The organism is Xanthomonas campestris pv. asclepiadis, assembly GCF_020784175.1.
Lineage (GTDB): Bacteria > Pseudomonadota > Gammaproteobacteria > Xanthomonadales > Xanthomonadaceae > Xanthomonas > Xanthomonas campestris_D.
In genome coordinates this window covers 15,267-28,667 of sequence record NZ_JAJGQM010000038.1, presented here as the reverse complement: position 1 = coordinate 28,667, position 13,401 = coordinate 15,267, and the positions used below count along the sequence as shown (strand labels likewise).

The window sequence follows — 13,401 nt, the reverse complement described above, 5'->3', positions numbered from 1 at the left end:
GGCGGAGGCAGTCAGAGGCTCAGGTGAAACGCTTAGTCGGTCGAGTGCGCGGTGCCCTCACCGCTTGCGGGACACGCCGTGAACCCGTCCCTGGGGGCTCGGTGGCGGCATCCATGCCGCCACACGGTCCCGCAACCGGCAAGGACACCGCACCAGACAGTTGGCCGGCGGCTTTTAACAGCGTGTCACTCGGCTTGTGGTGGGCAGACGCGACGTTTGCAGATCGCGCGTCAAAACGCTTGTCTGCTGCTCGGTCTGCGGTGAGAAGAGTGGTGGGAAGCCGGTCGAGACACAGTGGCTCGACCATCGCACCTCGTCTTCTGCTTTCAACGATGCACACCGACCATCTCGACAGGTCCTTGCCCGCCCACCGTCGCGGGACCTTGAGCGGCATGGATGCCGCGTAAGAGCCTCCATGGACGGATTCACGGCGTGTCCCGCGACGGTGGGCGGGCAAGGGCCCTGCAGCCAAGTTGCAGATCAGCAGATCAGGGTCCTGCAGCCAGGTCACAGATCAGCCGCCCAGCAGCCGAAGACCTGTCACCCGTTCTGCCATACACCGGCAGGCGGTCGTTTTGTCAGTGGCTGCTAGCGCGCGCGTACTCAGCGACCGTCGCGCAGGCGGCTGTGGCGGTAGCCGTAGCCGAAATAGACCACCAGCCCGACCAGCGTCCACACCCCCATCAACATCCAGTTGTGCAGGGTCATCGCCGACAGCAGCGCCAGGCAGCTCAACACGCCGGCGCTGCAGATCAGCCAGGCCACCGGCATGCGGAACGGGCGCGGCAGTTCCGGGTGGGTACGGCGCAGGATCAGCACGCCGGCGCATACCGCGGCGAAGGCGATCAGCGTCCCCATCGAGGTCAGCTCGCCCAGCACATCCAGTGGGAACACCGCCGCCAGCAGGGCGATGCCTACGCCGGTGATCACGGTGTTGACGTGCGGGGTGCGGTACTTGGGATGGATGCGGGTGAAGATCGATGGCAGCAGGCCGTCGCGCGCGATGATCATGAAGATGCGCGGCTGGCCGATGATCATCACCAGCACCACCGACGACAGCCCGATCAGTGCACCCACTTCCACCACCACGCGCAGCCAGGCCAGCTGCGGATGCGCCGCCACCGCAGTCACCACCGGTTCGTCGGTGCCGAGCAGGGTGTAGGGCACCAGGCCGGTCATCACCGCCGCCATGGCGATGTAGAGCACGGTGCAGATGACCAGCGACAGGATCATGCCGATCGGCAGATCGCGTTGCGGGCGGTGCGATTCCTGCGCCGCCACCGACACCGCCTCGAAGCCGATGTAGGCAAAGAACACCATTGCCGCGCCGCGCAGCACGCCTTCCATGCCGTACTTGCCCGGGCCTTCGTTGGCCGGGATGAACGGGTGCCAGTTGGCGGTATCCACGTATTTCCAGCCCACCGCGATCACCAGCAGGATCAGCCCGGTCTTGAGGATCACCATCGCCATGTTCATCGCCGACGACTTGCGGATGCCCACGTAGCACAGCCAGGTCAGCAGCAGCACGATACCGGCGGCGGGCAGGTTGGCGATCGCGCCGGTGCGCTGCAGCTTGCCGTCCAGCGGCGCACTGACCAGGGCGGCCGGCAGATGGATGTCGAAATGTTCCAGCAGGCTGAGGAAATAGCCGGTCCAGCTGACCGCCACCGCCGAGGCGGAGACGCCGTATTCCAGCACCAGCATCCAGCCGATGAACCAGGCCGCCAGTTCGCCGAAGGTGGCATAGGTATAGGTGTAGGCACTGCCGGACACTGGCACCATTGCCGCGAACTCGGCGTAGGCCATTGCGCAGAACGCGCAGCACACCGCGGCCAGCACGAACGACAGCATGATCGCCGGGCCGGCGTGGTCGGCCGCGGCCTGGCCGGTGATGACGAAGATGCCGCCGCCGATCACCGCCCCGATGCCCAGGGCGGTCAGCCCCCACGGCCCGAGTGCGCGTTGCAGGCCCAGCCCGTCGGCCGCCTCGTGGCTGGCGTGCGGGTGCTTGGTGGCCCAGAGTTGCTTGAACATGCAGCGGTTCCTGTTGAATCCCTGCACGTGGCGGTGCGGGCGTGTGCGAGATGTGCGGGCTGTTGCGAGGGACTCGTGTTGTCAAATCCCCGCACATGGATGTGCGGGTTCTTGCGAGGGACTCGCAATCAAGCCTTGCGGGCCAGTCGGCTATGGTGAATGCCATAACCGAAATAGATGACCAGGCCGATCATGGTCCAGCCCACGAACACCTTCCAGTGTTCCTGGAAGGCCTGGAAGAACAGGAACAGGCAGGCCAGCGCGCCCAGCGGGCAGATCAGCATCGCCAGCGGCACCCGGAACGGCCGCGGCAGATCCGGCTTGGTGAAACGCAGCACCATGACCCCGGCGCATACGGTTGCGAAGGCGAGCAGGGTGCCCATCGACACCAGTTCGCCCAGCACGCTGAGCGGGATCAACCCGGCCAGCAGCGCCGCGACCACGCCGACGAAGATCGTCCCGACGTAGGGCGTGTGGAACTTCGGGTGCACCTTGCCGAACAGTCTGGGCATCAACCCGTCCTTGGCCATGGTGTAGAAGATGCGCGGCTGCGCCATCAGCATCACCAGCACCACCGACGACAGGCCGGCGATCGCGCCGATCTCCACTGCGGTCTTGAGCCAGGTCAGCTGCGGGTGCGCTTCCAGCGCCGTGGCCACCGGCTTGGCGGTGCCGAGCTGGGTGTAGGGCAACAGGCCGGTCAACACCGCACAAACGATGATGTAGATGACGGTGCAGACCGCCAGCGACACCAGAATGCCGATCGGCATGTTCTTCTGCGGATCCTTGGTCTCGCCGGCGGAGGTGGAGACCGCGTCGAAGCCGATATACGAGAAGAACACGATGGAAGCGGCACGGAACACGCCGTCCCAGCCGAACTGGCCCGGCCCGGTATTTTCCGGGATGAAGGGATGCCAGTTGGCCGGGTCGATATAGGCGATACCGAAACCGACGAACAGGCAGATCACCACCACCTTGATCGCCACCACGATGGCGTTGGCAAACGCCGACTGGGTGACGCCGACGTAGCACAGCATGCTCACCGCAGCCACGATCAGCACGGCCGGCAGGTTGATGAGGTTGCCGGAGCTGACAAAGTTGTGGCCGTCCCAGGCCAGTGGTGCACCGGCCAGCTCGGCCGGGAACGGCAATCCGAGCGTGCCGGTCAGGAAACTAATCAGGTAGGCGGACCAGCCGACCGCCACACTTGAGCCGGCGAACAGGTACTCCAGCACCAGACACCAGCCGATGAACCAGGCGATGCCCTCGCCGAGGGTGGCGTATGAATACGAATAGGCGCTGCCGGACACCGGCATCATCGCCGCGAACTCCGCGTAGCACAGGCCGGCGAACGCACAGGCAATGCCCGCAAACACGAAGGACAGCATCACCGCCGGACCCGCATGGTTGGCAGCGGCCTGGCCGGTCAACACGAAGATGCCGGCGCCGATCACCGCGCCGATGCCGAGCATGATCAGGTGCTTGGCGGTGAGGGTACGTTGCAGGGTGGCTTCGCCTTGCAGGCTGCCTTCGACCGGTTCGCCCCCGTCGACATGTCCAGCGGGCTCGATCGGTTTGACCCTCAACAGAGACTTCAGCATTCGGTACATCCCTAAGTGGCAAAGCTAAGGCGCGCGCGCCTGGGCGAAGGTGGTGCGCCGCATCCCGGAGGGACAGGCAAGCGGCCTACCTTGCCAAAGCTACACGCTCACGACAAGCACGTACGCAGCATGAATGGCGATAATGGCCGCCTGGCCCGCAACGGGCGACCGGGAACGACAGATGGTGGATGCAACCCTGCAACAGCGATTGGCCGACTACCGCGCACGTTGGCCGGACGAAGCGGAGCTGGCCGAGCAGTTCGCTCAGCTGCTGGACGATGCCACCAACCCGTTCCTGCGCGAGCGTGTCGAAGGTCATTTCACCGGTTCGGCGTGGGTGGTCAGCGCCGATGGCACACGCACGTTGCTGACCCATCACCGCAAGCTGCAACGCTGGCTGCAGCTGGGCGGGCATGCCGACGGCGACCGCGACCTGGCGCAGGTGGCCTTGCGCGAGGCGCAGGAAGAATCCGGATTGAGCGGCTTGCGCCTGGCCGACGCGGCCATTTTCGACCTCGACCGCCACTGGATTCCCGCGCGCGGCGAGGTGGCAGGGCACTGGCATTACGACGCGCGCTATGTGGTGGTGGCTGGAACGGATGAGGCGTTCGAGGTCAGCGAGGAATCACTGGCCCTGGCGTGGCGCCCGGTCGCCGAGCTGCTTGCCGATCCGCAGCTGGATCCGTCGATGCGGCACATGGCGGAGAAGTGGGTGGCGCGAGGCGTGTGAGGGGTATTGAGGGCGTGTGCCCTCATCCGCCTTCGGGCACCTTCTCCCGCAAGCGGGAGAAGGGAGCGCGCTGGAGAAAGAAGTACGCTGGGGAAGAGCGCGCGGAAGAGAGGAGCGCGCGCGAGGGACGCGAGCGGGACAAGGGAGCTCCCGGGAGAAGGGTGACCTGCACTTGCTTCTCCCGCTTGCGGGAGAAGGTGGCGCAAAGCGCCGGATGAGGGCCACGCATGCATCAACAGATCAATACAAGATCCGCGTCCGCAAGGTGCCTTCGATCAACGCCAGGCCTTCCTTCAGCGCGGTGGCCTGCGCCTCGCTGGCGCTGACGTCGATCACCACGTAGCCCACCTTGGCATCGGTGCGCAGGAACTGGCCGTCGATGTTGACGTTGTGGCGCGAGAACAGTTCGTTGATCTTGGACAGCACGCCCGGCACGTTGCGGTGGATATGCAGCAGGCGCAGGCTGTCGGGATGTTCGGGCAGGGTGACCTCGGGGAAGTTCACTGACGACAGGGTGCTGCCGTTGTCGCTGTAGCGCACCAGCTTGGCGGCCACTTCGACACCGATGTTGTCCTGCGCTTCCAGCGTGCTGCCGCCGACGTGCGGGGTCAGGATCACGTTGTCGTGTGCGGTCAACTTTGATTCGAACGCATCGCCATTGCCCTTGGGCTCGATCGGGAACACGTCCACCGCCGCGCCGCCGATCTGGCCTGAGCTCAGCGCCGCGTCCAGTGCGTCGATGTCGATCACGGTGCCACGCGAGGCGTTGATCAGGTGCGCGCCGTGCTTCATGCGCGCGATTTCCGCCGCGCCGATCATGTCTTTGGTCGACGGCGTCTCCGGCACATGCAGGGTCACCACATCCGAGCGTGCCAGCAGGTCGTCCAGATCGATCGCCGCGCGCGCGTTGCCCAGCGACAGCTTGGTTTCGATGTCGTGGAAGATCACCTGCATGCCCAGCGACTCGGCCAGCACGCCGACCTGGGTGCCGATATGCCCGTAACCGACGATGCCCAGCACCTTGCCGCGCGTTTCGTGGCTGCCGGCGGCTGATTTGGACCACCCGCCGCGATGGCACTCGGCATTCTTCTGCGGGATGCCGCGCAACAGCAGGATCGCCTCGGCGATGACCAGTTCGGCCACGCTGCGGGTGTTGGAGTAGGGCGCGTTGAACACCGGGATGCCGGCCAGCTCGGCCGCGTCCAGATCGACCTGATTGGTGCCGATGCAGAAACAGCCGACCGCGATCAACCGCTTGGCATGCGCCAGCACCTGTGCGCTCAACTGCGTGCGCGAGCGGATGCCGACGATATGCGCCTCGGCGATGCGGGCGATCAACTCATCTTCCGGCAACGATTTGGCGTGCAGCTCGATCTGCGAATAACCGGCGGCGCGGAACACATCCACGGCAGTCTGGCTGATGCCTTCCAGCAACAGGACGCGGATGTCCTGCTTGGGAAACGAGGTTCTCTTCGGCGACATGGGGGAGCGCATTGCAGCAATCGGGTCGGCAACTATGCCAGATGGGCTGTGCGATGGGGCGGTCGCAACGCAGTGTTTGCGCAGGCTAAGCCCTTGCGGTGCAACGGTTTCAGCTGAATCCAACATCGCTTCGGCCGCAGGCCGTGCAACTGGACGGGGCTGGCGCGCACTGGCACGCTGTGCGGTTCCTGCCGCAGCGCCGTGTGCCATGACCGATCCCCGCATCCTTTCGTTGCAACAGGCCGTGCCCGCGTTGCGTTTGAAGACCGAGCCGGCCGACCTGGAACACTACGGCCGCGACTGGACGCGGCGCTGGACGCCCAACCCGCTCGCGATCGCCTTGCCCGGTTCGGTGGACGAGGTGCAGGCGGTGCTGCGCTGGGCCAATGCGAACGCGGTTGCGGTGGTGCCTTCGGGCGGGCGCACCGGTCTTTCCGGCGGTGCGGTGGCTGCCAACGGCGAGCTGGTGCTGAGCCTGGAGCGCCTGAACAAGCCGCTGGAGTTCAATGCGGTGGATCGCACGCTCACCGTCCAGGCCGGCATGCCGCTGGAAGCGGTGCACAACGCCGCGCGCGAGCATGGGCTGGTGTATCCGGTGGATTTCGCCGCGCGCGGCTCGTGTTCGATCGGCGGCAATATCGCCACCAATGCCGGCGGCATCCGCGTGATCCGCTACGGCAATACCCGCGACTGGGTGGCCGGCCTGAAGGTGGTCACCGGTGCCGGCGAGCTGCTCGAACTCAACAACGCGCTGGTGAAGAATTCCAGCGGCTACGATTTCCGCCATCTGATGATCGGCTCCGAGGGCACGCTCGGCGTGGTGGTCGAAGCGACATTGCGACTGACCGACCCGCCGGCGCCCAGCAACGTGATGCTGCTGGCGCTGCCCTCGTTCGAGGTGCTGATGCAGGTGTTCGCCGCGTTCCGCGCGCAGCTGCGGCTGGAGGCGTTCGAATTCTTCACCGACCGCGCGCTCGAACACGTGCTGGCGCACGGCGCGCAGGCACCGTTTGCGCAGGTGCATCCTTATTACGTGGTCACCGAATTCGCTGCCGGCGACGAGGCGCAGGAAGCCGCAGCGATGGCGGCATTCGAAACCTGCATGGAGCAGGGCTGGGTCAGCGACGGGGTGATCAGCCAGAGCGATGCGCAGGCCGCGCAACTGTGGCGGCTGCGCGAAGGCATCACCGAAGCGCTGGCGCGCTACACGCCGTACAAGAATGACGTGTCGGTGCGCATCTCGGCGATGCCGGCGTTCCTGGCCGAAACCCAGGCGTTGCTGCACGATGCATATCCGCATTTCGATGTGGTGTGGTTCGGCCATATCGGCGATGGCAACCTGCATATCAACGTGCTCAAACCCGACGCCACCAGCCAGGCCGATTTCGTGGCGGCCTGCGATCAGGTGACCAAGTTGCTGGCGCAGGCCTTGCAGCGTTTCGGCGGCAGCATCTCTGCCGAACACGGCATCGGCCTGGTCAAGAAGGCCTACCTGTGGAGCACGCGCTCGGCCGAGGAAATCGCCTTGATGCGCGGGATCAAACATGTGCTCGATCCTCATCTTTTGCTGAATCCCGGCAAGCTGTTCGAGATGGACGACGCGCCTGCCGCTACGCGTGCCGGTTAGTCTTTCACCACCTTCACATGGAATCGATACGCCAATGATGCGCTCCCTCGTGTTTTGCGCTTTGACGCTGCTGCCGCTGGCGGCCTTCGCATCCAGCCTGGCCGGAACATCGGCGGGTGCATCGTCGGCCGGTTCGTCCAATTCCTCCGGCAGCAGTTCCGGCGACGACAAGGTGGTGGCCGACGCACGCGAAGATGCGGCCGGCTTCGTCGCCAGCAATGGCGCGATCCGTGGCGCGCGGCTGGAAGCGGCGCTGCTGCAGCTGCGCAGCCGTAGCGATGCGGCGCGGCTGTCCAGCGACCTGGAACTGGCGCAGTCCATCCTGGCCCAGTGAGTTCTCTGCGCCGGTGCGGGTGGCTGTGGCTGGCCGCAGCGATCGCACCGGCGGCGCAGGCCGAATTACGCATCGATGTCGATCCGCAGGGCCTGTCTGCGGCGCAGATCGACGCCACGTACGCGTTGGTGGAACAGGTGGCCCAGCGTCTGCCGCTCGCCTGGATGCAGCGTATCGACGCACCGATCCAGCTGCAGTGGCGCACGGATTTGCCCGCACACGTGCATGGCCGCGCAATCGGCCGGCGCGTTTTGCTCGATCGTGCGCTGCTGGATGCCTGGAGCGGGCAGGCGACCGCTGCACAGACCGACCTCGATACATCGGCCACGCGCGCGGTGACGGCGGCCGTGGTGCACGAACTGGCGCATGTGCTGGACCGCGGTGCGCACGGCGGCCTGTCGCGCGACCCGCGGCTGCGCGATCTGGGCGGATCGGGCGTGGCGCAAACCGGTTCAGCGATCGCAGCCCCGACGATTACGAGCGGCGCAGCCCGGCCGAATTTGTCGCGGTGAATCTCGAACACTACGTGCTCGATGCGGATTACCACTGCCGGCGTCCGGCGCTGGCGGCCTGGTTCGCCGAGCAGGTTGGCCCAGTTCGCGGCACGGCGCGTTGCGAGACGACGCTGCCGTACCTGCAGGCCGACAACGATGCCGGCGCGATGTCGCTGCTGGCACTGGATCCAGCGCGTGTGTATGCGGTGGACTACCTGCTGGCCGAGGGCAATGCGCAGTCGATGAGCCGCTGGGGCCACAGCATGCTGCGTCTGGTGATCTGTGCCCCTGGCCGCACGCCCGGTCCCGATTGCCGGCTGGATCTGCAGTATCACCGCGTGCTGTCGTTCCGCGCCTTCGTCGGCGATGTGCAGATTTCCAGCTGGCGCGGGCTGACCGGCGCGTATCCTTCGCGGCTGTTCGTATTGCCGTTGAATCAGGTCGTCGACGAATACACCAAGGTGGAGCTGCGTGCCCTGTCGTCGGTGCCGCTGGCACTGACGCCCGGGGAGATCGCCGCGCTGCTTGCACGCGCCGCGCAGGTGCACTGGAGTTACGACGGGCGCTACTACTTCATCGGCAACAACTGCGCGGTGGAGACCTTCAAGCTCCTGCACGACGGCGTGCCGCGGCTGGCCGCAGCCGGGCTGTCTTCGATCACCCCACGCGGCGTGCGCCAGCGGCTGCACCGTGCCGGCATCGCCGACCTGCGGGTGCTGGACGACCGTGCGCAGGCGACTCGCCAAGGCTATTACTTCGAGTCGGCGGCGGCGCATTACCAGGCCATGTTCGAGGTGATCCGCCGCGGCCTGCCGCTGCCGCAGACCAGCGTGGAGCAATGGCTGGACGCGCGGCCGGACGCACGTGCGCAATGGTTCGAGCGCGGCGGTCTGCGCGAAACGGCTGCGGCGTTGTTGCTGGAACAGGCCGCGTTGCGCCGCCAGGAGTTGCTGGCACGCGATGCGCTCAAGCGCCTGCTGACACCCGGCGCAGCCGGGCGTGACTCGGTGCAGGGTCAACTGCAATCGCTGTTCGCGCGGCAGGCCCAGCTCAGTCACCCGGCCACGCTGTTGGGCAGCGCCGGCTACGGACTGCCGCAAGCGGACGAGCAGCAGGACCTGAGCGCGCGCGTGGCGCAGGAAACCGGCGTACTGGTCGACGGCTGGAAACAGCTGCAGGCGCTGGGGCGTCAGCAACTGCCGGCCGAGATCCGCATCGCTCTGGAGCAGGGCGAGGCGAATGTGCAACGTCTGCGCGCGCGCCTGCGGGTGCTTGCGCGCGGTGATGCGACTGCCGACAGTGTGCAGATGGATAGTGGCGTGCCCCTGCAGGTGCAATAGCGCATCCCTTATCCGAGGGGAGAAGGGATGCGCCACGCCGACCTCATCCAGCAGGTTGCAGATCCGCTTGCACCGAATACTTGCGCAGCCACGCGCTGACCGGCCCATTGTTGCGGTACTGCTGCCTCAGCTGTGCAAGCCGCGCCGGTGCCGGCGTGCAGAACTGCGCGATCGCCACGTCGATCTCGTGGCGACGATCGGCGTCGTACGGCTCCTCGCCCGCGAAGTGCTCGCAGGTGTCGTAGTCCTCCACCAGCGTGCGCACATCCTCCGGCATGCCGCACAGGCCGGGCGGATGTTGCAGCCACTCCTCGTCCACCTTGGCGTCGGTGCAGGCCACCGGCGCGGGCGTGGCTGCGGATGTCGGCGCCGGGGCCGGTGGCGCCGTGCAGGCGGCCAGCAGCCCCAGTGCAAGGACCACGACCGGCGTGCGCATCAGTCGGCGCGGCCCGCGAATTCGCCGGTGGTGGTGTTGACCAGCACGCGCTCACCGTTGGTGATGTACTCGGGCACCATGATTTCCAGGCCGGTGTTGAGCTTGGCCGGCTTGGGCCGCTTGGTGGCGGTGCCGCCCTTGAGTTCGGGCGGGGTTTCGATCACTTCCAGCGTCACCGTCTGCGGCAGTTGCACGGCCACCGGCTGGTCGTCGATCACCTGCACGTAGATGCCGGTCAGCCCGTCGGTGATGTAGCCGGCGTCTGTGCCGATCACCTCCGCATCCAGCGTGTACGGCGTGAAGTCTTCGTCGTCCATGAACACGAACGCCTCGCCATCCTTGTACGAGAACGTGGACAGGCGGCGCAGCAGTTCTACTTCCGGCAGGTTGTCGTCGGCGTCGAAGCTGGCGTCGGTTTTCACACCGCCCGGCACGCTGTACATGATGAAGCGGAAGCGCACATTGCCGCCACGGCCCTGCGGCGAGCTGCGCTCGATGTCACGGATCTGGTAGATGCCGCCGTTGTATTCGACGACGTTGCCTTTCTTGATGTCGTTGGCTTTCATGGATGTAAGTCGGAGATTGGGGATTGGGGATTTGGGATTGGCAAGTGCGGCTGGGTTGCAGGCGGCGGTTGCCGTTGCGAATCCCCAATCCCGACTCACCAATCCCGGCTACTTGGGTGCCAGCCGCACGCCGCCGTCCAGGCGAATCACCTCGCCATTGAGATAGCGATTGCGCAGGATGAAGGCGACGGTGTCGGCGTATTCGTCGGGTTGGCCCAGGCGCGAGGGGAACGGGATCGCCGCGGCCAGCGATTGCTGCACCGCCTCGGGCATGCCGTCCACCATCGGGGTCCAGAACACGCCCGGTGCGATCGTCATGACACGGATGCCGAAGCGGGCCAGCTCGCGTGCCATCGGCAAGGTCATGCCGACCACGCCACCCTTGCTGGCGGCATAGGCGGCCTGGCCGATCTGGCCTTCGTAGGCGGCCACCGAGGCGGTGTTGATGATCACGCCGCGCTCGCCGTCATCGCCGGCGCTGTTGTGCTGCATCACATCGGCCGCGGCCTTGGCCACGTTGAAGCTGCCGACCAGGTTCACCAGCACGGTGGTGCGGAAGGTCGCCAGCGGCATCGGCGCTTGCTTGCCGAGCACGCGGCCCGAGCCCAGGATGCCGGCGCAATTCACCACCAGGTTGAGCCCGCCCAGCGCCTGCGCGGCCTGCGCCACGTTGGCGGCGACCTGCGCCTCGTCGGTGACATCGGTGGCGAAATACTGCGCGTTGCCGTCACCGAGCAGCGCCAGCGCCGCCTCGGCCTTGTCGGCGTTGACGTCGAACAGTGCGACCTTGCCGCCGTCGGCCACGATGCGCTGCGCCACGGCCAGGCCCAGGCCGGAAACGCCGCCGGTGACGATGGCAAGAACAGAAGAAGGCTGCATGCGGTGGTTCCTTGGAAATCCTGGAAGCCGGTGGATGCCGGCCGGCGAACGGGTGACGACGCAGCCGGCGATTCTAGCCGAAGCGTTGGTGCGACCGATCCTGGAATGGAGCGGGCGCGGCGACGGGAGGCATGCCGGACTGGCGCCTCAGTCGGCGGCCGCCAGGGCCTTGCCGACCTTGCTGCCGGTCTGGCGGCCGAGCAACTGCGCCAGCCAGCGGCCGGTGCGGGCGAGGGCAGGCAGGTCGATGCCGGTCGGCATGCCCAGCCCGTGCAGCAGATACACCACATCTTCGCTGGCCACATTGCCGCTGGCGCCCTTGGCGTAGGGGCAGCCGCCGGCCCCGGACACCGCCGCATCGACCACGCGCACGCCTTGCTCCAGGCAAGCAGCGATATTGGCCAGCGCCTGGCCATAGGTGTCGTGGAAGTGCACCGCCAATGCCGGCATCGGCACCGCCTGCGCCACGGCGGCCAGCATCTGGCGTGCCTTGGCCGGGGTGCCGACGCCGATGGTGTCGCCCAGCGAAATCTCGTAGCAGCCCAGCGCGTACAGCCGTTGCGCGACATCGACCACGTCGGCCACCGGCACCTCGCCCTGATACGGGCAGCCCAGCACGGTGGAGACGTAACCGCGCACGCGCACGCCGTCGAGGGCCGCCTGTTCCAGGATCGGGCGAAAGCGTTCGATCGATTCGTCGATGCCGGCGTTGGTATTGGTGCGATTGAAGGCTTCCGACGCCGCGGTGAACACCGCCACTTCCCGTGCACCGGCGGCGCGTGCGCGCGCATAGCCCTGCAGGTTGGGCACCAGCACCGGATAGGCGATGCCCGGCGCCTGGGTGATGCCGGCGAACACCTCGGCCGCGTCGGCCAGTTGCGGCACCCAGCGCGGGCTGACGAAGCTGGTCGCCTCGATGCTGCGCAGCCCGGTCGCGGAGAGTCGGTCGATCAGCGCGATCTTGTCGGCGGTGGCGATCGGTGTGGCTTCGTTCTGCAGGCCATCGCGCGGGCCGACCTCGACAATGCGCACGAAGTCGCTCATGCCGCACCCTCCGGCAACCAGGCCGGGCTGCGCTTGTCGAGGAAGGCACCCAGGCCTTCCTGGCCTTCGGCCGAGACGCGCAGGCGTGCGATCCACGCGGCGTTGGCGGCGTCGATGGCGTCGCGGTCGGTCGGCGGCAGCACCGCGCGCACCAACGCCTTGGCGCTGGCCGCCGCCAGTGGCGCGGCCGCCAGCAACAGGCGGACCTGGCGCTCCACCGCGATATCCAGTTGGTCGGCGGCAACCAGTTGATGCAACAGGCCCAGCAACTGCGCGGTGGCCGCGTCGAAGATTTCGGCAGTGGCGAACCAGCGCCGCGCCTGGCGCGCGCCGATCGCTGCGATCACATACGGCGAAATCACCGCCGGCAGCAGGCCGAGCTTGCTCTCGGTCAGCCCAAAGCGTGCCTCGGTGCAGCCGATGGCGATATCGCAGCACGCCACCAGGCCCACGCCGCCGCCGAACGCCGCGCCGTTGACGCGCGCGATGGTCGGCTTAGGCAACTCGTCCAGCGTGCGCATCAAGCGCGCCAGGGCGAGCGCATCGGCCGCGTTCTCGGCCTCGCTGGCGCCGGCCATGCCGCGCATCCAGTTCAGGTCCGCGCCCGCAGAAAACGTAGCGCCGGCACCGGTGATCACGACGACGCGGATCTGCGCTGCCTGGCCGGCCTGCTGCAAGGCGTCGGTGAGCGCGCTGATCAAGCTCGCATCGAAGGCGTTGTGCACCGCCGGGCGGTGCAGTCGCAACGTGCGGACCGCTCCCTGGTCCTCCACGATCAAGCCGGTGTCCTGCATTGCGTCAACGTCCATGAATGGGATGCGAACCATGATAGCG

General features: G+C 66.8%; 11 protein-coding genes and 1 pseudogene. 4 read left to right on the top strand and 8 right to left on the bottom strand.

Annotated features, from left to right (window positions below; translation table 11 throughout):
- Positions 1 to 603: 603 nt before the first annotated feature.
- A complete protein-coding gene (locus LL972_RS15985) occupies positions 604 to 2,034 on the bottom strand; it encodes an amino acid permease (protein ID WP_104535540.1) in 1,431 nt (476 codons plus the stop codon).
- A 128-nt stretch (positions 2,035 to 2,162) separates the two neighbouring features.
- Positions 2,163 to 3,635, bottom strand: coding sequence for an amino acid permease (locus LL972_RS15980; protein WP_228328424.1), 1,473 nt, complete (start codon positions 3,633 to 3,635; stop codon positions 2,163 to 2,165).
- 142 nt (positions 3,636 to 3,777) lie between these two features.
- Between LL972_RS15980 and LL972_RS15975 the strand changes: the two genes are divergently transcribed.
- Complete coding sequence (locus LL972_RS15975; RefSeq protein WP_228328423.1) at positions 3,778 to 4,365, top strand: NUDIX hydrolase; 588 nt, start codon at positions 3,778 to 3,780, stop codon at positions 4,363 to 4,365.
- Positions 4,366 to 4,605: 240 nt separating this feature from the next.
- Here LL972_RS15975 and serA read toward each other — a convergent pair whose 3' ends face one another.
- Complete coding sequence (serA, locus tag LL972_RS15970) at positions 4,606 to 5,847, bottom strand: phosphoglycerate dehydrogenase (protein ID WP_228328422.1); 1,242 nt, start codon at positions 5,845 to 5,847, stop codon at positions 4,606 to 4,608.
- Positions 5,848 to 6,055: 208 nt separating this feature from the next.
- Between serA and LL972_RS15965 the strand changes: the two genes are divergently transcribed.
- From LL972_RS15965 to LL972_RS15955, 3 genes and pseudogenes are all read left to right on the top strand, one after another.
- Positions 6,056 to 7,474: an FAD-binding oxidoreductase gene (locus LL972_RS15965; protein ID WP_228328421.1), complete on the top strand. Its 1,419-nt coding sequence runs from the start codon at positions 6,056 to 6,058 to the stop codon at positions 7,472 to 7,474.
- A 34-nt stretch (positions 7,475 to 7,508) separates the two neighbouring features.
- Positions 7,509 to 7,808 (top strand): DUF2388 domain-containing protein, encoded by a 300-nt coding sequence (locus LL972_RS15960; protein WP_228328420.1) that lies wholly within the window; start codon positions 7,509 to 7,511, stop codon positions 7,806 to 7,808.
- A pseudogene (locus LL972_RS15955) lies at positions 7,805 to 9,642 on the top strand (DUF4105 domain-containing protein). The gene LL972_RS15960 and the pseudogene LL972_RS15955 overlap by 4 nt, the downstream one beginning before the upstream one ends.
- A gap of 43 nt (positions 9,643 to 9,685) precedes the next feature.
- Here the strand turns inward: LL972_RS15955 and LL972_RS15950 are convergent.
- From LL972_RS15950 to LL972_RS15930, 5 genes are all read right to left on the bottom strand, one after another.
- Complete coding sequence (locus tag LL972_RS15950; RefSeq protein ID WP_228328419.1) at positions 9,686 to 10,078, bottom strand: hypothetical protein; 393 nt, start codon at positions 10,076 to 10,078, stop codon at positions 9,686 to 9,688.
- A complete protein-coding gene (yeiP, locus tag LL972_RS15945) occupies positions 10,078 to 10,644 on the bottom strand; it encodes an elongation factor P-like protein YeiP (RefSeq protein WP_115676860.1) in 567 nt (188 codons plus the stop codon). Before yeiP ends, LL972_RS15950 begins: the two co-directional genes overlap by 1 nt.
- A 108-nt stretch (positions 10,645 to 10,752) precedes the next feature.
- Positions 10,753 to 11,523 (bottom strand): SDR family oxidoreductase, encoded by a 771-nt coding sequence (locus LL972_RS15940; protein WP_228328418.1) that lies wholly within the window; start codon positions 11,521 to 11,523, stop codon positions 10,753 to 10,755.
- Positions 11,524 to 11,670: 147 nt separating this feature from the next.
- The gene (locus tag LL972_RS15935) at positions 11,671 to 12,567 is read right to left on the bottom strand and encodes a hydroxymethylglutaryl-CoA lyase (protein ID WP_228328417.1); all 897 of its coding nucleotides are present in this window, start codon (positions 12,565 to 12,567) and stop codon (positions 11,671 to 11,673) included.
- A complete protein-coding gene (locus LL972_RS15930) occupies positions 12,564 to 13,361 on the bottom strand; it encodes an enoyl-CoA hydratase-related protein (protein WP_228328445.1) in 798 nt (265 codons plus the stop codon). Before LL972_RS15930 ends, LL972_RS15935 begins: the two co-directional genes overlap by 4 nt.
- Positions 13,362 to 13,401 lie beyond the last annotated feature (40 nt).